The organism is Neoalteromonas facilis, assembly GCF_002807665.1.
GTDB lineage: Bacteria > Pseudomonadota > Gammaproteobacteria > Enterobacterales > Alteromonadaceae > Alteromonas_E > Alteromonas_E facilis.
Window position 1 is genome coordinate 43,708 of record NZ_PEAY01000004.1, and the last position, 20,893, is coordinate 64,600.

The following is a 20,893-nucleotide window of genomic DNA, read 5'->3' on the forward strand; positions in this document are numbered from 1 at the left end:
TATTATATGCAGCGGTTTAGCTAGCTCTCTTCTGCGTGTAAATGCGAATAAATCACGCGTAAGGTTGAATTAATGTTCTGCTTAGCCGTCGGCCAGAAAATCGCAATGTTATCAATTAAACGGTTTTCACAGAACATCTGCAAACGGTTCGCCATATCACTGAGCGGCGCCGAATGAATACTTTCTAGCATCGTTATTAGCTTGCGTGAAGAAAGCTGAATATCACGGTTATTATTCTCTTCTACGGCTTTATCTAATTCATCAATTCGCTCTTGTAAGCCGTCGATCAATCCTTGAAGGGTGCTTGCCAGTGACGTCACGCCCTGATGATTTTGTAAGTATGGTAATAAATCAAACCATACAGCCGGATCTGAAGGCATGGGCAATTTTGCAAACTCTGGAACAGGGCGCGGCTCGGCTGATTGTTGCTGCTCATTAACTTGTTTCAATTCTTCTTTCTGAGCATCAATCAGCGCCTGCTCTTGTGCAGCCAATTTATCTGCACTTGAAGCAATTTGTTTTTGCGCATCCTGCAATGCGTTTTCTTTACTGCTTAGTTGCTGTTTACTGTCTTGCAGCTCAGCTTCCAGCGCTTTTAATTGCTCATTGAGCTCTTGCTGGCTGCTGTTTTGATCATTCAGTGACGCTTTGCTTTGCGCATATTCTTCTTTTACTGAGCGTAACGCTTCGGTGAGTCGCTGTTGCTCTTCTTGCAACGCTTGAATGTTATCTTCACGCTGTTGCAGGCTGTTTTGTTGTTCAATAACTTGTTGCTTAAGTTTCTTCTCTTCCTCTTCTTGCTGCGCGATACGTGCTTGCAATGCGTCAGCCTGCTCTTTGGCAGCATTTAATTCTTGCGTGAGTTTTTGCTCGTCAGATTGTGTCTTAGAAACGGTTGTTTCCGCACTCTTCAGTGCTTCTAGTTTGTTGTCTAAGGTAGACTGCATTTCTTTATTTTGCGCTTCGGCTTGTTCAAGCGCTTGTTGCAACTGTTGCTTTTGCTTTTCAATTTCAGCGTGGTGTTGACGCCATTGCTCGTCATTACCTTCCATCATTTCGCGTTGCTTAACAGCACGAGACTCAACATCAGCCATTTCTTGCTTCAATTGAGCAAGCTTGTCTTGTTGTGCTTTGCGTGCAAGTTTTTCCGCATCCACCTGGCGTTGGTGCTCATCCAATTGGGCTTGGGTTGTGTCGAGCTGGGCTTTCTTCGCCGCGAGCTCTTCAGCCAATGCTTTTTGTTTCTCTTGCCATTGTTGGTCGCTTTGCGCGATTTTTTCATCTTGCGCAGCAGCGCGTTGTTCAACGTCTTTTAATTCAGCTTCGAGCTTCTCAAGTAATGCTGCGTGCTGTGCTTTTTCTTCTTCGGTTTGCTGTTGAGTACTACTGAGTTGCTCGGTTGTTTTTTGTAGCTCTTCTTGTTTTGCTTTTAGTTCAGCCTGCAGTTCCGCTTGCTGTGCTTGCCATTTCGCATCAGCCTCGGCGATTTTTTCCTGCTGCTCTATACTGCGTTTTTCAACTTCTTGTAGCTCATGGTGTAATTGTTCAAGTTCCGCTTCGCGTGCAGCACTTGCTTGCTTTTCTTTCTCTGATTGTTCACGCGCTTGGGTTAAGGCTTGCTCAGTTGTATCAAGTTGCTCTTGCTTGGCTTTGAGCTCTTGTGCTAGTTGCTGAGTTTGCTTCTCCATGTCACCTTTTTGTTGCTGTGACATTTGCTCAAGCATCTTCATTTCATGCTGTAAGTGATCGACATAGCTGCTCTTATTGCTTAACTCAGCTTGTGCTTCCTGACACAGCAGTTCCAACTCACGACGTTTTTGCTCAGCCAGTTCAGAGGCCTTGCGCTGATTGATGAGTTGTTCACGTAACTTCTCACTGGTTTGGCTAGAACTGACCAATTGAGATTGCAAGTTATTGATCTGGCCGCTGACGTCACTGATTTGCTTATCTTTGGAATCGATAGAGCTTTTGAGTGAATCAATCTGTGCCAACGACGCTTGAAGAGATTCTTGTTGCTTAGCCTGTTCCGCTTTCAAACGTTCGGTATTTTGCTCACTTAACGCTAATTGTTCTTGCGCCTTCTTGTGTTTCTTCTCACTGTATTGAAGGGCATCTGCAATTTGATTACGCTGTTTCTGAAGTCGATTAACCTTGTCACTCGATTCTTCCAGTTGTGCTTCGAGCTCGGCGTTAGCCTCTTGACTCTCTGCTAATAATTCACGGTTGCGGGCGTAATCGTCCTGCAATGATTGCAAGTGACCGCTGATATCTTCGTGCGCTTGTTGCAGATCTTGAATGGTATCCATTTTGGCTGCGAGATCATGTTCCGCCGCCTGCAGTTTATCTTGTGTATCTTGCAGTGAGCGTGCTCGGCTGGCCAACAAGTCTTGACTACTTTCAAGCAGTTGTTGTTTCTCGGCTATTTCACGTTCAGCCGCGGCACGCAGATTTACCGCTTCTAAACGTGCTGCATTGGCTTGCTCAATAGCGCGCAGGTCAACCCATAAGCACAATGTGGCAACGTATTGCTGTTGGTCAAACAATGGTACTAGCGTCACTTCGCACGGCAGCTGGACACCGTTGTGCTCATGCACCCAAGAGAATGAATTCACTTTTTTCTCAGCTTGGACACGATCTAAATAGGTGCTCATTTCATCAGCGTGTTGGTCATCACTGTTAAGCTGCTTACTGGCTGGTGAAAGCCCGCGTAATTCGTCTTCGCTTTTAACGTCAAAAAAGGCACATGCAGCAGGGTTTAACTGAGTAAACCCGTCACTACCAAGAATAGCGATTGGCATCGCGCTGTAGGTTATCAAACGGTCTAGTTTTTCGCTGATGAAATGCTTGTCACGTGAATCCGTTACCCAGCATACATAGCGAGTTTCTTTGCCGGGTAGTTTGGTAACGTCCAAACGAGTCGCAATGGAGCCATCTTCGCCACACGCCAGTTCAGAGTAAAAGTTTTCAATCAGGCCTTTTTGATGCAATAGCCTTGCTGCAGTACCGGAGTGCTCTGGATTCTTAAAGAACTGATAGAAGGTTTGTTTTTCCAGCTCTTGTTGGCTTTTACCCAAAATGGTACCGAGTGACGTATTGACGCGTATCACCTTGTCTTCTTCGTTAAAAATGGCGATGCCGAGCGGCGATTGGTCAATAAAGCTTTCCAATGCTTTCGATTTAGCTTCAGCCTCTCGTTCCATGGTTTTAATCGGCGTTAGATCTTCAATCACGGCTATAGTACCAGCGTGAACACCTTCTAGCTTGTACGCCAGTACATGGACGTTTACATCAGCCGGTTGTTCGTCACCTGTCATGATAGTAAGCGACTTACGTTTGGCGCCGAGCCCTTCAGAGGATTTATGTACGCCAATGAATTCGTCACTGAAAATCTCGATATCGTCGATAGACTTGCCTTTGATGCGATTGAGCTCAATTTTAAACAGTGAACAAAAGGCTCGGTTGCAATCCACCAATTGATTTTTCTCATTTAGGAAATAAACCGGTAACGGGCTTGCCGCAATAAGTGTTTTAAGTTGTTTTTGATAGAGCTCAGATTGGGCTTTTAGCTTTTCAATTTTAGCTAGGCTGGTGAAGATCAGAGTAATCGATTGAGGTGACTCTTTGCCCGCTGCAGTGTAAGGGTATGCATTGATAATGACGGGCACAATTTTTTCGTTAACGTTCAATTCAACGTTAAGTTCAGCTGAGCGCCCTTCTGCGAATTGTTTGATCGTGCGCTCCCATTCGGGCTTATTTCCTTCTTGCAACATCCGCGTAAACGAGGCTAGCGAGATGGATTCTGAATCGCCAAGCCCGAGCAGTTTCGCCAGTGGCTCATTTACATGCAGTGTTTCGGCATCGAGATCAAATTCGGCCCGGCTCACATGCGCATTAATGAAGGTGCCAACATGATGCGCAATGATGCCTCTTTGCTCATCGATGTTTTCTTGATAACTGTTGATGTCTTCAATGGCGATCAATGTGACGATGTCACCAATCGGTTTCTTTTGCGGTGCGATACGCATGCGCACCTGACTATCACGACTACCTAACAAACATTGAATATGGCTTTCTTGGTGTTGTGATAGCGCTGCACTAACTTCGTCGTTAAGCTCCTTTGGACACACTTGCACAAATGGCGTACCGATCATGTGTTCAATTTTTTTGGTCAGGAAGTAGGCCGCCATGCGGTTGGCGTAGAGAATATTACCCTCTGCGTCGAGTTGAATAATGCCACTATTGAAGCGATCGAGTTGTTCTTGAACGTGGGCAATATTGTCGTCCGACGCTGCTAACGCTTGATCCTTTGTTTGAAGCTTACCTTTTTGCATGAAAATCGTGATGGCGAGACCAATAATGGCAACGAGCAGCACAATTAATATTGCATCCAGCACCAGCGGGTTTGCTGATTGCAGAGGCTCAGAAATAGCCCATGCTGAAGACGCATTGAGTATCAATGCGAGAAAAACGAAAAACTTTGCCTTCAATGGCAACAATGTGAGCGCTCGGTATGGCATTACAATTCGGTCCTGACAGTAAGAATCAAGTTTAACGAAATCAATACTATAAAAGATATCGGCCAGTTTTTACGCTGCTTAACCGCATCTATGGTGCGTAAATTGATACCTTTTATGCAGCGCAATATTTGCCTGCTTATAAAACATAGCAGAGAGCTGGTAATTCGCGCGAAGTTTTAACCCTATGTATGTTGTAACACATAGGGCTATACGCAGAGTTATTGTGCGCAATCGCGGCAAAATTGTGTGTACGGAATGACTTGCAGTCTTTGTTGTGAAATGTCGACGCCGCACTTTGCACATACCCCATATTCATCGCGCGCTAGGCGATCAAGGGCATCATTGACTTGATGCAGCTCTACAGTTGCCTCATGAACAAGGTTGTGCAAAACGTCATCGTTTTCTCGCTCAGTGACTTGCTCGGCAAAATCAGCCGAATGTGCTTTGGCAATGTCATGTTTTAGTGCATCAATGCGCGAAAGGAGTTCGCTTTGTTTGGCGCTTAGAATTGCGCCGTAGTCGATACAAGTTTGGCTCATAATGGTGCCTTTATCTGTAGGGTGAGCCCATATTGTGTGGGAATTGCAGGGCAGATTTATTGATTTGGGCCAACAAAAATCGTGTTTTTTTCACTTGCAAAGCAATCCGATCGCGCTCAAGGTGACCAAATAGAAGGTTAAAAGGCATTGAGCATGATTGCAGATATTCAAATTCCAGGAACCATTAAATCAGGCGGCGGAGCACTTAATGAGCTGACCGCTATCATGAGGCAATTGAACGTAACAAAACCCTGCATAATTGCTGATCCGATTATGGTGACGCTGGGTTGGGTGGCGAAACTGACCGCGCAGTTGGAAGAAGAGGGGATCTCAGCAGCACTGTTCAGTGACGTAATGCCAGAGCCAGATGACCGTTCAATTGTCGGTGCGGTTGAATTGGTCAAGCAGCATCAATGCAATGGTTTAGTGGCATTAGGCGGCGGCAGTGCGATTGACAGCGCAAAAGCGATAGCGTTATTGGCAACGCATGGAGGTGCAATGCGTGACTATAAGGTGCCACACGTTATCAGCGAGCAAAGTATGCCCGTGATTGCCATCCCGACGACTGCTGGAACGGGCTCTGAGTGCACTCGTGTCACCGTGATCAGCGACAGCGAATCGGCTGAAAAAATGCTGTGTATGGGGCCCGGCTTAATGCCAAAGTGTGCAATTTTGGACTATGAACTTACCTTATCAGTACCGTTCAGAGTGGCTGCTGATACGGGGTTGGATGCACTCACGCATGCTATTGAAGCCTATGTGAGCAAGAAAGCCAATCCTTTCAGTGATCAGATGGCTATCAGTGCTATGCGTTTAATAGCCCCTAACTTATTGAGTGCTTGCTTATCACCCGACGATAAAAGCGCAAAAGAGGCCATGATGCTAGGCGCAAGTTTAGCGGGCATGGCGTTTTCTAATGCATCGGTTGCGCTGGTTCATGGTATGAGCCGTCCTATTGGCGTTCATTTTCATGTGCCACACGGCATGAGTAACGCTATGTTGCTACCATTGGTAACTGAGTACTCACTGTCAGGAAATCCTAATAAATATGCGGAATGTGCAAAGCATCTTGGACTAGTAGACTCTACGTTTGATATCGAACTCTGCCATAAAGAGCTCATGGACTTTCTAAACTTGCTCAATACTGAGTTAAAGGTTCCCAAAATGTCTGAATTCGGTATCGACAAAGCGCAATATGCGAACTTGATTGACTTGATGGCGACCCAAGCACTTGCTTCGGGTTCACCTGCAAATAACCCTAAAGTGCCAGAAAAGAAGGCACTTATGAGCCTATACGAAGAAGCCTATAGCTGAAGTTCCCGATAAAGGTAGTGTTTAGTCTTTGTCTTTATTTTCAATCACTATGTCGGCGTAAGAACGCAGTTTGTCTTTATGCCTGAGGTGTGCGAAAGGATCGTGTTTATCGGGTGATGCGGGTGGACGAGTGGCCTCATCATCCGGAGCTGCCTGTTCATCGCCTTTTATTTTATGTTTAAACTTCAGCAGTCGCTGCAAAGCTGTATTAGAGCCTTGCTGATCAGCAATAGCTTGTTTGCGTTGATTGTAGCCATGATTGGCCAATAAAAAGCCCATTGCGACGGCAATCCAGGCGCTCCACTTTATGACAAACGACCAGCCCACTGAGGCGTTCTGAGTCGATTCTGCATAACGTAAATAGTCATTGTGAATCTGACCGATTAAAACGATCGCGACAATAGTGATAAGCAAAGACACCAGTAAAAATTTGTATTTTCGCCACAATAGGCCAGAGAGAATGATGTTGATAAGCTTATTCATGTTTAACCAAAAATATTGAAACCCAACACTGCTAAGATTGCCAACAGCCCTTTCTCTTTGATCGCAGAGTAAATTTTAGATTCTTCCTCTTGCACAACGACTTCGAGTTCGTCAGGAGAAAAATCTTCAGGTTTGCGTTTCATTAGCACAATGCGTGTACGTGCACGATCGATTGCTTTGTCACGAATCGCTTGCTTCATTTTTGTGTTTAATGATGAAAAAGGGTTTTTCAGAGATACTCCGGCGTCTACTGGCTGGTACTAACCTAATAGTGGTGGTGTTGGGCTAGTATTTCAACAATTAAAGCTTTACTAAACATTTCAGTGATATTTTTAACACCGCTAGGCATGGCTTTTACTGAAGTTAACCACATGGTTGGTGATGTTGCTGTTGTGCAATTGGATAGCAACCATTTACAACGCACAACCCCAAAATCATTCTGATAAGGTCTGGTCAGGGATTTCAATTTCATTGTAGAAATAGTTCAGCATAATTTGTTCGATATCGGTTTTAATATCGTCAAAAAAATCTCTTGGGTTGTCCACCACAAGATCATCGTAGATCACGGATTTTTGCTGCTCGTAGCGCGTTAAGCGCTCTTGATAATAGGCAATTTCGGATTCGTTTTCAGGTTGGTCGGCTGTCAGTAAAGATAATGCTAGTTGCTGATACTTAACTGCATTGTCGAATTGCTCATCGGCAGCATAGGCGGCCGCTAGCGTGTCGATATAAGAATAGTTTTGACTGCCGGTTTCCGACTTTACTATGGTTTCTGCCAATTCGACTGCATGGGATGGTTTATGTAGCTGGTTATTGTCCAAGGTAGCGAGAAACCAAGCGGTATTGTTCACGGTTCCCGGGGCGTCTGATTGTGCATACTCGGCCAATAGCTGGCGCGCTTTGGTCAAATTGACACGTGTTTTCAGTCCATTAACATGAATTTGGATCATGTCATATACACTGATCAGGCTGGCGTCTTGCTCATAGGCACTTTCCAGTAACCACATTATATTCGCATCTCGTTCAAGCAAGTTTAAACCTAGCGCATAAATAGTGCCTAAATAGGCTTCAGCAGGCGCATAGCGCAGGTTTGCCTGCTCGCGGATCCGTCGCTCACCATTAAGCTTGTCTTGTTCATCTTCGCCAAGCATAAAGAGTATGATGTTGGCTAAAAATTCAGCGTGTTGATCGACATGGCTAATATCTTGAAGCCAACGATAGGCCTCTGCCCAATCTTGTGCGTCATGTTCTACGGTGTAGGCCCATGCAATCCGTTTTTTGGCTTCTAGCCAATCTTCATTCGCTAGCTCAAGGCAGCGCTCAAATGCAGCTGTGGCTTCGGCGTTTTCAACCTCATTACATAGTACTAAGTCAGGTTCCCACTCCATTGCGAGTTCTGTTGCGAGAGGCTCTGTCGGCTGGTGTGAGATGTTGGCGAGCCATAAAATAATACCCACGATACAGAACAGGCTTGCAGCATAGTAAAAGGGAGTGTGCGCAGGTCGTTTATTATTCTGAGCAAACGGTGACAAATCGCCGTTAATAATAGAAAAGGCAGAATCTACGCGACCCGCTGAATAGTAATGAGTGAGTGCGTCTTTGTGCGCATGCCAGTCAAGTTCGGTGGCGATAGATGACAATATGTTCGGCGGTAGGTCAAAGGGGTATTGCTGGGCTCTATTGCCATCTAAGTAGTCGGCGATCATCTCAAAGCATAATAGTCGAATAGCGTTCAGTGATTCGGCATTTGTGTCAGTAAGATAATGGAAGAAATATTGCCATTGCTCAGGATCTTGGCGCATGGCGCTATTGTTCAAGGCGTTCTCGAACCAATCGATAAGCGTTTGTACGTGTTGAAAGTTTAATTCGTCTAAAACAAAGGGAGCTGCATAGGCTAGTGCTTGCTGCTTAGCGTCACTCAACGCATGCAAAAACTCGGTATTCCCTTGTTCGATGAGTAAGTCATACTGACGTTGATAGGCTTGTTCAATGCTCTTTGGATCAGTTGTTGGCTCAATAGCAAGTAGTTGCCAGCAGGTGTTACTCATTCCTTTGCCTTTATTACGCGAGATGCCCCACTTTAACATAAATCAAAGCGCCGTCTTCTTTGGTAAATGGTGTGTGCTGACTCAAATGTGGGCTACGTATCCACGAACCCTTAGGGTAGCTGCCATGTTCATCATGAAAGGTCCCTTCTAATACGAAAATTTCTTCTCCTCCCCAGTGACGGTGGGGGTGAAATTGGGTATTCGGCGCCCATTTAACCAATGCAACACTCTCACTGCCATGCTGATGTAAGCTCATTACCTGCAAGCCGTCTGCAATACCCGGTGACCACTGCATGTCATTGGTTTGAATGGCGATTTGGCAAGTATCGTCAGCTGTAAATTGATGTAATTTAACGAAGATCATGGCTCCGTCCGGCCCTACGCGCGGTGAGTGAGAAGTGCCAATGGGGTTCCTGAGATAACTGCCCGCAGGGTATTCACCGTGCTCATCCGCAAAAGTGCCGGACAGCACTAAGATTTCCTCGCCTCCACCATGTTCATGGGCAGGAAATTCAGAGTTGGGGGCATAGCGAACAAGCGATGTTGCACGTGCCACTTCCTCGCCAATCCGATCGAGCATCATCCTTTCGACGCCGGCGACGGGGCTATCTACCCAATGATATTGATCAGGTGTGATGACGACGCGCTGGGTAAAATCATGATTAATTTGCATGCTAATTGTTCCATAGGGTAATGCCAGCGCCGCACAACCCTATGATGATTAACAAGGGGGACTTAGCGCCACTGTTTAATTTTGTGCCCTTTAACCGCATAGAACAAGATGAATATGTAGCAAGGCAATAGCATCCAATACGCATCTTGTCCGGTTTTGGCTTCTGCTAATACGCCGTATACCAGTGGTAAGATCGCCCCACCTGCAATTCCCATTATCAGCAAGGCAGAACCTCTTGAGGTAAACTTACCCAGACCTTCCAAAGCAAGCGGCCAAATCGCGGGCCATACTAACGCATTGGCTAGGCCCAGAAGAGCGATATACGCCACTGTGTCTGGGACTGTCATGATACCCATCCATCCCCACAGTATACTTGAAACCGCATACGAGGTTGGATCTGACATCACAACAAGAATAGATAAAACGATACCCAAAAGTGCTGACATTAATAGCGCCTGCGCTTGATTGATCAAGCGAGGAATAAGCACCAAACCTGCAAGATAGCCAATAACCATAAACATCATGGTGTAGGATGTCAGTGTGGTGGCGTTTGCTACACCCAGCTGTGAACCAAACAGGCCAATCGTATCGCCAGCGATAACTTCAACACCGACATACATAAATAAGGTAATGGCACCGAGTATCAAGTGTGGAAAGCTTAAAATAGAGGTGTTATCTGCGTGAGTATCTTGCTCTGCTTCTGCTTCAAGCTCTGGCAATGCCGATGCTTTCAATAAGCCCGCCAAAACAATCAGCGCTATTGCCATGCCTAAATAGGGGCTAACGAGTCCATCCGCTAGAGAACTTACCGTTATGGCACGTTCAGCTTCGCTCATTAGGGCAACTGATTGAGCTGTTACATGAGCAAAGTCTCCCAACACCAATGCAGTAAATACTACGGGTGCTATTACGCCCGCCGCTTTGTTCAGCAAACCCATGATTGAGATGCGTACCGCCGCGGTTTCGTGCGGGCCAACTTTAACGATGTAAGGGTTGGAAGCCGTTTGTAAAATGGTTAAACCACTACCGACGACAAACTGAGCCAACAAGAAAAGTGAAAATTGATGGCTATATGCAGCTGGAATAAAGAGTAAACAGCCAACCGCAATGATGACTAAACCCCAGACCATGGCATACTTGTAACCGGTTTTATCCAGCACCCATGACATTGGCAGTGCCATTACCGTGTAGGCGATGTAAAAACTAAAAGCGACCAAAAGCGCTTGTGTTTCCGTCAGATCACACACTATTTGTAAAAATGGGATCAACGCGCCATTTAACCACGTAATAAAACCAAAAATAAAAAACAGCCCACCAATAATCAGCATGGGCATAAGGGCACTGGGAGTAGTGTGTGTTGTTGCGGTTTGTGTCGTCATAGGGCTTACCTGCAATTATACCGACTATAAAGGTCGACCTTGTTGAAATACGTGAGTAATGGCCAAAGCGTCGTCCAACGCCACTAAATTGGCATGACATCCAACCGCTATGTGGCCTTGTAAATGCTCTATCCCAAGGGCCTTGGCTGGAGAAGTAGACGCCATGTAGGCGGCTTGGGCTAGCGAGACATTGCACATTCTTTGGGCATTCAGGAGAGCATCATGCATCGTTAAGCATGAACCTGCCAGCGTGCCATCTGGCGTCGTCAATTTACCGTTCTCTTTACGAATCGTGGTATCAAAGAAAGGCATTTCGTTTGCTTCGCACGCGGCCAATGCCATGGCATCAGTGACCAGTGCAATACGTTCTATACCCATCGTTTTAATCGCGATTTGGCAACACACAGGGTCTACATGGTAGCCATCAACAATTAACCCCGCGGTGCAGCCGTCATGGGCGAGTGCCGCGCCAACCATACCCGGTTCGCGAGATTGCAGCGGCGACATGGCATTAAATAGGTGGGTAAACCCACTCGCACCTGCATCTAATGCTGATTGGACTTGCTGATAGGTTGCAGCGGAGTGGCCCAAAAATACAATAATGCCACTTTCCACCATGTCTTTGATGATGTCGGTTGGTACATGCTCGGGAGCGATGGTTACCATAACCAAACCTAGATCTTGGCGTTTTAAAATGGCGAGTTCAGCAGCTGAGGGTGAACGAATAAACTCTGGTGGATGAACACCTTTTCGAGCCTGACTTAACCAAGGGCCTTCAAAATGAATGCCGATAAATTGGGTTGGATGTGTCGATCTGACTTCAGCAATCGCATCAGCCGCTTGCTGCATAACGCGCTCGCAATCGGTGATCAACGTTGGCAACATAGCAGTTGTGCCGTAAGCCTGATGCGCATTAAACATTTGATGTAACGCTTCAGCGTTAGGGGTTTGGTTAAACAATACCCCGCCACCGCCATTGACCTGAATATCAATAAAACCCGGTATCAACGTATTTACCTGGATAGCAGATGTGTCTTTATCTGCCGTCGTAGGCGATATATCCGTGATGATTTCATTGTCGATGGTAATGGTTTGATTGGTTTTCCAATCACTTCCCATCAATATTCGGTCGCAGGTTATTTTCATAATGTTTCGGTCACTTTTTTCAGGCCTTTGGGCGAATCTGGGTCAATTCCGTTCGCCTGTGCAATGGCTTCTATATCTAAATAAAAGCGCTGCATGATCAATAACGCATGAAGTCTTGGATGCAGCACAGCGTCTACGCTGATGTCTTTCACGATAGCGCCGCGTTCTACAATATCTGAAATTTGCTGTTTATGAGAGGGCAATGTCTCATCATCAATACTGATATCCAATACAAGCAAGTGATTGTGTGCCAAGGTGACGGGCCCATGAAGGAATTCTGCGCTGCTAAATGCTTCAGCATGAATGCCCAATACTTCCTTCAGTTTCAGTGCGACCTCACGGGCAATGGCGTAGCCGAAACCGCGGCCAAGCACTACGCAATGCTTGATATTGTGCAAGTCTCTGGAAACCAGCTTTGCAGGAGACTTCTGCACATTTCTTAATGAAGCCGGTAACAATGTTAGTGCGTCAGTTAAGGCAGAGTCTCGTGTCCAGTAAGCCGCTAACTGGCATAGCGCACTCAGTGTTGCCAAGTAACTTTTAGTCGCGGCAACGGCACACTCTGCATTCGCACGCAACGGCAGTACATAGTCGACGGCTTGCGCAAGTGGCGAGGTAGTATCATTGACCAACGCCAGCGTCATTGCGCCACCGCGTTTGGCTGCCTGTGCTTGCTTAACAATGTCGGGGCTTTTGCCTGATTGCGAAATAACAATGGCGAGACTGTCGCGTAAATCTAGTTGTTGATTAAATACGCCAGCCACAGAGGGAGCCGCAGCACAAACAGGTATGCGGCATGCGGTTTCAAATAGATACTTGGCGAACACGCCCGCATGATCAGAGGTTCCGCGCCCTATCATAAAAATCATTCTAGGTGGTGTATTGCGCAATGTTTCTGTTAGGGAATAGCACAAGCCGTGATTTTCCGACTGCTGAGCGGCGATAACATCAGGCGTTTCGCTGGCTTCTTTGTGCATTAAACTTTTAGGTGAAATCGCCTCAACCATAATGAATTTTCTCTTGTTGTAGATGATGAAAAACAGCACCCCATTCAGGTCCGTGCTGAGCTGGCACAATAGCGCTTTGAACGGATTTAGTTAACCAAGGCTGTATCGCCGTCGCCACGCCGCCAACAAGCACAAGTTGGCCGTTTGATTGAGTAATGGCTTGTTGTGCTATTGTTGATAAATAGTCAGCCGCTTGGCTGATTATTGATAGAGCGTGAGGGTCCTGTTCTATTGCGGCATCAAAAACAATCGGTGCCAGTTGTGCGAACAGAGCCGGTTTTAGAATATTGAACTGTTCGATTAGCTCTATTGAATTGGTCGCGCCAGTATGGGCGAGCACTTTGTCTGTTAAGACCGAAGGCGCCCTAACATGATCGAGTGTTTCTAAAGTTTCTGTCACCGCGCGTCGGCCTAACCAGGCGCCGCTACCGTTGTCTCCAAGTAAGAATCCGTGGCCGCCTATTTGCGTGAGTACATGGTCACGCATTGCCGCCGAACAAGAGCCGGTACCCACAATTAATACTGCGCCATCATTGCCTGCATGAGCGCCAATCGTAGCGGCCTTGAGGTCAGTCATAAATTCAAATGACTTAAACGGATGCTGCCAGTGACCTAGGTGTTCTGCTGCGCTGGTGATATTGGCACCGGCTAATCCGGCAGACACGTGTAAATCAGACAGGCGTAGCTCGTTTGCGAAGCTCAGTTTCGCAATAGCGTTAGTGATCGCTTGTTCAATCGAGCGTATAGCTAAAACAGGGTCGCGAGCGACGTTGGCGGGTCCTGCAATGCCTTCAGCGATAGCGGATAAATCGTTGTCAAAAATAACGGCTTTACACTTGGTTCCGCCACCATCGACGCCAACGTAAAAAGGGGCTTTAGTCATGCTCGGCTCCTGTTGTATTCTGCCCTTTCCTTGCGCTAAGTTGTGCTGCGCTGTGTGGGCGACTTACACGAGAAGTATTGTTCAAGCGGCTTCTAAACAGAGTTTGCGAATCAACCTTGCTATTATTACTGAAGGTCATCCATTCGCCTTGTGGCGTTAGGTATTCAGTGATCAACCCTGGGTAAGTCGGATTCGTTAAAAACCCATCCTGTTGTGCCATCACACCTGGCGGTGGTAAGCGGAAATTAACACCTTTTAGGGCTAGTCTAGGCAGATGGTAGCCTACTATTTGTTGTATAAACTCCTGCCATTCGACGGTTTGTAACGCTAAAACATGATCGATAGTCGCTTCACCAGCAATGACGTCAAGTGCAGCCTGTTGCCAAGCCGGCGAGGACCAAGCACGCTCGCCTAATGCATAGAGTCGAGGGTAAATCATGTACTCAAGGGTTTCCTTGGAACGAATAGCCTCTGACCATACTTGCCCTTGAATACCTAAAGGGGCATTGGGGGCAACGGTTGTGCCGCTGTTGATCTTGTTACCCATGCGGTCTTGCCATAACCATTGATGCACAGGTAAGGCGTCTGGCGTGAATTGAAATACTTTAAATAAGTCGGTGTTTTTTGAAGCCCAATAGTAACCGGGCTCCATTGGATGATTTTGATAGGGGAAATCGAAATACAATACATCAGGGAAAGAATAGACCACTTTGGCCTCTGATTGCGTCCATGTAACGGCATCCGCATCGGCATTACTGGCCAGTGTTTTCCATAGTGTGACCAGCATGTTGTCGCTACGCAATGCAGTGTCAAGCGTACTCATGCCATCACTCCAGCCCGCGAGTACTAAGCCTTTTTGCTTGACCATATCGTAAACACGTTTAATGAAAATAGCTGTTAATTTATGGGTGTCGTCAGGTGAAAGTGCACGCCCTAATAGCTGTTCGCACATGGGAGACTGGATCCAAGCCCCTGCTGTTTCATCTGCACCCAAGTGGAATGTAGATAAAGGGGTACCTGCGTCATTGTGCATGCGCTGCAATTCATCCACAACGCTGTCGATAAAGCGGTAAGTCGAATCAATACAGGGGTTAACCGTATTGTCAGAGTAGTATTGAATAGACTGGTATTGCGTGATGTCGAGGGGATCGATTAAACGGTAGCGGTCATCATTGGTTTTTTGATAACGCTTTTCCATACTTTCGATGGCTGCGCGGGCATGCCCCGGGACGTCAAAAGACGGAATTACCTCAATATTACGCTGTGCCGCGTATTGCAGTAATTTAATGTAATCATCGCGAGAGATATAACCATTAACTTGATTCTCTCTGTCTGGACCGGAACCCAATTGAGGCAGTATACAGGTTTTTTCATTTGCACAGCGAAATGCACCGATGTCTGTCAATTCTGGCATGTCGCTAATTTCCACACGCCACCCTTCATCGTCTGCAAAATGCAAATGAAGGCGGTTTAACTTGGCGTAAAACATCTCATCTAGTAGCGAAAAGATAGCGTCTTGGCCGACGAAGTTACGCGCAATATCCATATGCATGCCACGATAAGCATAGTGCGGTTCATCTTCAATTGAACCTAGCGGCAAGGTCTGAGCATCATCAAACAATTGAGCTAATGACAAAAGTGCGTAGTTTGCGCCGCTTTCGCTACTTGCCGTGATTTCTATACCCGTGTTTTTGATTGATAAGCCGTAGTGCTCTTCGGGCATGTCTGGCACGACTTGCCATATTACTTGCATCCCGCTCTGGTTAAATGGAAATTCACTGTCTTCTAGCGCTTCAATACCTAACGTTAATGCGCGTATTTGACTCACATCGATGCCTTCGTTTACCGATAAGCGATCGCCTGACCATGAAGCCTTTTTCACTTTTGGAACAATGCGTGGTGATGGCGTAACGTTAGCGTTTTGTCGTTGCTGATTTTGTGAGTAGATGTATTCTGCACTGGCAATCGCGAGTTGGTCGTCTTGCGAGCGTAGGGTTTGTTTGGGGGTGTCCCAATGTCCAGCATGTGCGGCATATTCAACGCCTGTGTACTTATCTTCAATACCACGTGTTGCATGAATGATCGTGGGCTCAATATTGTCGCCATCAATATACATATTGGGCATGATGTCTGAGCGATTTACATGCCAAAATGCCGCTTCCAGAGGTAAAACAAAGACTTCGCCAGTATTAATTGGACGGTTGAAACGGAGTTGGTGCAGGTCTCCGTTTATATGTTTCACAGTGACATCTTGAGTATCAATGTTAGTTATGGGTGATAAGTGACTGAAATAGATACTCCAACCTTCAGCACTGATGGCCTGTGAAAATGAAAATGTCAGTGATGCATTAAAACACGCGTTAAAATCCAGGGTTTCGCATTGAGCTTGGTTATTATCTACTTGGTAGTGAACGCCAAGTGTATTGGCAAGTAATTCGACTTGTGCTTGATCAATGGGAGACAATTGCACAACGCTCTCACTGCGTGAACAACCGGTTATACCCGTGCCTGAGATCAGGGCCAGTATGCTTAAAGTAGTCAGCCGTCGACGTATTAAATTATGCACAGGTCATTCTCCAAATTGATAGCGCTGTCATTGCTTCTAAATTTTCTTCCTAAATAGCGTTGTTATTAGTGTTTTCAAAAAATTTTAACAAATAAATTGAATTTATTGACAACGCTGTCATTGAAATAACTCTACAACATCGTAATAATACATGCAATGATTTGTTAACTTTTTGTTGCGCGACTGACCTGTGGCGCAAAACAGCCTTCTCTTACAAGGGGACTGAGTGAAAACAACAATAAAAGATGTGGCAAAGTTAGCGGGTGTATCGTTTAAAACGGTATCGCGAGTGATTAATAACGAGCCTGCGGTAAAGCCTGAAACTATTGCCAAGGTGAACCAAGCGATTGCGCAACTAAATTACCAACCGAATACGGCAGCGAGAAATCTTGCGAGTACCAAAACTTACGCAATTGGTTACGTTTACGATAATCCGAATGCGTATTATGTGATCAGTATGCAAAACGGTATTTTGGATGAGTGCCGTTCGCGAGGGTATGAGCTTATCATTCACCCTTGTCATGCTAACTCCGCCGCTTTGACTGACGAAATAGTGCGCATGGTCAAGCGCTCGCAGCTCGCGGGATTGGTACTTTCGCCACCGATGTCAGAAATGGCCAGCGTTATGGATGTCTTGGACGAATTGGAAATTCCGTATGTGCGCATCGTTTCGGGTAGTGCTACCAAGCGTAATAATCGTCCCTGTGTATTTGTTCATGATAGAGATGCCGCTCGGAATATCGTTGAGCACCTTATTCAACAGGGCCATACCCAAATCGGTTTTATTTCAGGTGACTCGGGGCACCGTTCAACTGAAGAGCGGAAATTGGGGTATCGTGAGGCGCTCGCAAACCATGGTATTCGTTTGGATCCACAGTTAGAAGTCAATGGGACTTACTCATTTGAAAGTGGTATCTCCGGCTTTAAAACGTTGCGCAATGTGGCAAATCCTCCGACAGCTGTTTTTGCGTGTAATGACGAAATCGCCTCAGGGTGTTTGTTTGCTGCTCGTTTAAACAACTTAGATGTTCCGGGTGATCTCGCTATTGCTGGCTTCGAGAACAGCCCGTTTTCATTGCAAACTTGGCCAAAATTAACCACTGCCGCGCAGCCGACTGCTGAGATTGCCAGTCAAGCTGCCGCTACGTTAATTGAAGAGTTGCAACAGCGCCGGGCAGGTAAAGAGTTGCCTGAATCTGCGCGCCATGTGCATTTCCATCCAGAGCTGGTGGTACGCGAGTCCACCTACGTGCCCGAGTAACCCATCATGCAACACCCTATCTCATCACTTGTAATCGTCGGTGGAGGCACTGCCGGTTGGCTATGCGCTGCGTATATGGCAAAAATGTTGCCGCAAAAGCGAGACAAGGCAGTCAAAATCACCCTGATTGAGTCACCGGATATTAAAACTATTGGTGTTGGGGAAGGGACTTGGCCGACCATGCGTACAACATTGGCGCGTATCGGCATTTCTGAAACACGTTTCTTGCGCGAATGCTCTGCAACCTTTAAGCAAGCCTCGAAATTTGTAAATTGGCGATACAATCCGGGTGAAATTAGCGAGGACTTTTATTACCACCTATTTGATGCTCCCTCGCTGAGTTGGCCATTAAACCCGGTGCCATACTGGTTAGAAAAGTGCCGTAAAGGTGAGGCAATTAGTTATGCCGATGCGATTTCAGTGCAACAACAAGCCTGTGAAAGAGGTTTAGCGCCTAAAACAATGACAACACCTGAATATGAAGGGTTGTTGCATTACGCCTATCATCTAGACGCGGGGAAATTTGCGCAGTTATTGCAAAGCGTTGCCACTCAAGATCTGGGGGTAGAACATATTCTTGCCAACGTGACAGAGATCCACTTAAACGGCAACGGAGACATCCAATCACTCGATACTGATCGTGCTGGCAGCATACAAGGTGACTTGTTTTTCGACTGTACAGGCTTCGCTTGCAAACTACTTGGCGACACCCTAAATGTCCCGTTTAAATCTTATAGCGACATATTGTTAACCGATAGTGCTGTTGCAATTCAAATGCCTTATGCGGATGACGAACAAGAAGTAAAACCTTTCACGCAATCGACTGCACAAGAGCATGGCTGGATATGGGATATAGGTTTGCCGCATCGAAGAGGAACGGGTTATGTTTATTCGTCTCGGTACACAAGCAAAGAAGAGGCAGAGCAGCTACTGCGAAACTATTTGGGCAGCGGCGCAGAATCGTTACCGGCTAAGCACTTATCAATAAAGAGCGGGCGCCGAGAGAAAATTTGGCAAAATAATTGTGTTGCCATTGGTTTGTCAGCGGCGTTTATGGAGCCGCTTGAGGCCAGCGCGATTTTTTTGATAGAGGCATCCTGTTACATGCTGGCTGATATGTTTCCAGCTGATCGGAGTGAAGTGGATTATATTGCAACACAATTCAATCAATCCTTTGCCTACCGTTGGGACAAGGTGGTTGAGTTTATCAAATTACATTATGTATTGAGCGGGCGCACTGACTCAGCATTTTGGCGCGACAACAAAGATCCCAGTACTTGGCCGCAAGGGCTAGCTGAAAAGCTAACGCAGTGGAAAAGCGCGGTGCCAAGCAAATATGAGTTCAGTCATGCCTTTGAACCGTTCACGCGAGAAAGTTATGAATTTATTTTGTTTGGCATGCAGCAACCGAGTGCTTTAACGGAGCTATCAAAGCTTAATGCGCAACAAGATGATATGGCTGATGAAGCTTTTGATGTTATTGAACAACGCAAGCAACGTTTAACGGGGGCGTTAACGTCCCATCGTGCCTTACTCAATCGCATCAACCAAGAACGTTTTCCAGTGCAAAGTTAACACACCCATAGGCAACGAAGGGCTACGCAAATTGCTGGCGTAGCGATTGGTAGTAATGGCGTGCTTCATTAACCGGTTGGGGTGTTTCCACTTGGTTTTTCACGTCTGGGAAGTAGCCGGTACCGGCCAACAGGCAGTACCAACTGGGTCTTAAATAAGCTAACTTCTCCTGATATTGCTCCAAAACGGGTTGGAGGCTTTGTCCAGAGCGCCACTGGCACATTATAGCGTCTAGTGTGTCTGATATTGGGGTGTCTTCACGGTTCACGCACCAGTATTCCGTATCGTTGCGCGTGTTGGTCTTATAGTGCGCGACAATGTAATCTCGGATCCCGTCTATCGTATTGTTGATTGCATCATTGATAACGGCTAAGGCGTAGGCATTTTGACTCAATTGGGGCCCAAGTTCGCGCAGTTGGCGTACTACTTGAGTCACCGAGAACTGGGTTAGCATGAGAGCTGTTGCTTCTAAAGGCTCGATAAAACCTTGCGACAAGCCAATCGCCATGCAATTACCAATAGCATGCTGGCTGCGCCTTCCTACCCGCATTTTCAAATGTTTCGCCGCTATGCTGTCATCAATGCCTAACTTTTTGCGAAGGGTGTCTTCAGCTTCATCTGCCGAGCAGTAGGCACTGCTATACACATAGCCATTCCCTTGACGGGTATTGAGTGGGATCTGCCACATCCAGCCATTCGCTAGGGCTTCAGAACGTGTTTCTGTGGGTCTAAATTCCCCTGTTGTTAACGGTGTTTGCAGCGCCACTGCTGCATCATTCAATAAATTGTCTGAAAAGCTAATAAACGGATCTTTGAGCGTTTTCTCTATAAGTAACCCCTGAAATCCAGTGCAATCAATATAATAATCACCCTTTACGTTTTGTCCGCTATTCAACGTTAAGGTGTCGATATGATCGTTCGGGTAACGGGTGATATCTGCGACGGTGCCGACAATATGCTGTATCCCTCGCTTTTTACCTAACTCACGCATAAAGTTGCCTAACTTAGCGGCATCGAAATGATAGGCATAATCGAGGGTTGCATGAGACAGGCTAGAGGGCAAATGCGGGGCCATTCCGGCTTCTGATAAATAGGGTGCGAGAAAAAAGTGATCAGGTAACGCTGTTACATCCTCTCCTTTGCGCCTGCGGTCTGCCATCTCAAAAAAACGATCGCCATGCTTAAGATCCAAAGACGAGAAGAATGGATGGTAGTAACTGGAGTAGCCCGCTTTAGTTGACCAATTGGGAAAGCGAATACCACATTTGTAGGTCGCATCACAGCGTTGCATCCAGTCTTGCTCATCAACCCCGATAGTATAAAAGAACTCTCGAATATAAGGTGTCGTTCCCTCTCCCACACCAATAGTTGGGATTTGATCCGATTCAATAAGGTGCAGGGTGACGTGATCAGACAAATGCTGGCGCAGTAACAAAGCTGTCATCCAGCCGGCTGTGCCGCCACCCACAATGACCACTGAATAGGGAGTTGTCATGATCGCT

15 protein-coding genes are annotated in these 20,893 nt (G+C 46.4%); 3 read left to right on the forward strand and 12 right to left on the reverse strand.

Annotated elements, in window-relative coordinates; genetic code table 11:
- Positions 1 to 20: 20 nt before the first annotated feature.
- Complete coding sequence (locus CSH93_RS11615) at positions 21 to 4,517, reverse strand: PAS domain S-box protein (protein ID WP_100643445.1); 4,497 nt, start codon at positions 4,515 to 4,517, stop codon at positions 21 to 23.
- A gap of 218 nt (positions 4,518 to 4,735) precedes the next feature.
- The gene (locus CSH93_RS11620) at positions 4,736 to 5,056 is read right to left on the reverse strand and encodes a TraR/DksA family transcriptional regulator (protein ID WP_100643446.1); all 321 of its coding nucleotides are present in this window, start codon (positions 5,054 to 5,056) and stop codon (positions 4,736 to 4,738) included.
- A gap of 153 nt (positions 5,057 to 5,209) precedes the next feature.
- Between CSH93_RS11620 and CSH93_RS11625 the strand changes: the two genes are divergently transcribed.
- Positions 5,210 to 6,370: an iron-containing alcohol dehydrogenase gene (locus CSH93_RS11625; RefSeq protein ID WP_100643447.1), complete on the forward strand. Its 1,161-nt coding sequence runs from the start codon at positions 5,210 to 5,212 to the stop codon at positions 6,368 to 6,370.
- Positions 6,371 to 6,391: 21 nt separating this feature from the next.
- On the opposite strand, the gene CSH93_RS11630 is transcribed toward CSH93_RS11625, so the two are convergent.
- The 9 genes from CSH93_RS11630 to CSH93_RS11670 all read right to left on the reverse strand — a co-directional run bounded on the left by CSH93_RS11630 (position 6,392) and on the right by CSH93_RS11670 (position 16,555).
- Positions 6,392 to 6,853 carry a hypothetical protein gene (locus CSH93_RS11630; RefSeq protein WP_100643448.1) on the reverse strand — a complete coding sequence of 154 codons (462 nt, stop codon included), beginning with the start codon at positions 6,851 to 6,853 and terminating at the stop codon, positions 6,392 to 6,394.
- 2 nt (positions 6,854 to 6,855) lie between these two features.
- Positions 6,856 to 7,053 carry a hypothetical protein gene (locus CSH93_RS11635; protein ID WP_100643449.1) on the reverse strand — a complete coding sequence of 66 codons (198 nt, stop codon included), beginning with the start codon at positions 7,051 to 7,053 and terminating at the stop codon, positions 6,856 to 6,858.
- A 234-nt stretch (positions 7,054 to 7,287) separates the two neighbouring features.
- Positions 7,288 to 8,901 carry a hypothetical protein gene (locus CSH93_RS11640; RefSeq protein WP_100643450.1) on the reverse strand — a complete coding sequence of 538 codons (1,614 nt, stop codon included), beginning with the start codon at positions 8,899 to 8,901 and terminating at the stop codon, positions 7,288 to 7,290.
- 13 nt (positions 8,902 to 8,914) lie between these two features.
- Entirely contained in the window at positions 8,915 to 9,574 is a 660-nt protein-coding gene (locus CSH93_RS11645; RefSeq protein WP_205663319.1) for a cupin domain-containing protein, read from the reverse strand.
- 62 nt (positions 9,575 to 9,636) lie between these two features.
- Positions 9,637 to 10,953, reverse strand: coding sequence for a sugar MFS transporter (locus tag CSH93_RS11650; protein ID WP_100643452.1), 1,317 nt, complete (start codon positions 10,951 to 10,953; stop codon positions 9,637 to 9,639).
- Between the two features lie 24 nt (positions 10,954 to 10,977).
- Complete coding sequence (gene nagA / locus CSH93_RS11655) at positions 10,978 to 12,099, reverse strand: N-acetylglucosamine-6-phosphate deacetylase (RefSeq protein WP_100643453.1); 1,122 nt, start codon at positions 12,097 to 12,099, stop codon at positions 10,978 to 10,980.
- Positions 12,096 to 13,106, reverse strand: coding sequence for a glucosamine-6-phosphate deaminase NagB-II (gene nagB-II, locus CSH93_RS11660; RefSeq protein ID WP_240615588.1), 1,011 nt, complete (start codon positions 13,104 to 13,106; stop codon positions 12,096 to 12,098). The genes nagA and nagB-II overlap by 4 nt, the downstream gene beginning before the upstream one ends.
- The gene (locus CSH93_RS11665; protein WP_100643454.1) at positions 13,099 to 13,989 is read right to left on the reverse strand and encodes a glucosamine kinase nucleotide-binding domain-containing protein; all 891 of its coding nucleotides are present in this window, start codon (positions 13,987 to 13,989) and stop codon (positions 13,099 to 13,101) included. The genes nagB-II and CSH93_RS11665 overlap by 8 nt, the downstream gene beginning before the upstream one ends.
- Entirely contained in the window at positions 13,982 to 16,555 is a 2,574-nt protein-coding gene (locus CSH93_RS11670; RefSeq protein ID WP_100643455.1) for a family 20 glycosylhydrolase, read from the reverse strand. The genes CSH93_RS11665 and CSH93_RS11670 overlap by 8 nt, the downstream gene beginning before the upstream one ends.
- A gap of 226 nt (positions 16,556 to 16,781) precedes the next feature.
- On the opposite strand from CSH93_RS11670, the gene CSH93_RS11675 reads away from it, so the two are divergent.
- Positions 16,782 to 17,816, forward strand: coding sequence for a LacI family DNA-binding transcriptional regulator (locus tag CSH93_RS11675; RefSeq protein WP_100643456.1), 1,035 nt, complete (start codon positions 16,782 to 16,784; stop codon positions 17,814 to 17,816).
- Between the two features lie 6 nt (positions 17,817 to 17,822).
- Positions 17,823 to 19,391: a tryptophan halogenase family protein gene (locus CSH93_RS11680; RefSeq protein WP_100643457.1), complete on the forward strand. Its 1,569-nt coding sequence runs from the start codon at positions 17,823 to 17,825 to the stop codon at positions 19,389 to 19,391.
- A 22-nt stretch (positions 19,392 to 19,413) separates the two neighbouring features.
- Here the strand turns inward: CSH93_RS11680 and CSH93_RS11685 are convergent, their stop codons facing one another.
- Positions 19,414 to 20,886: a tryptophan halogenase family protein gene (locus CSH93_RS11685; protein WP_164078356.1), complete on the reverse strand. Its 1,473-nt coding sequence runs from the start codon at positions 20,884 to 20,886 to the stop codon at positions 19,414 to 19,416.
- Between the last annotated feature and the right edge of the window lie 7 nt (positions 20,887 to 20,893).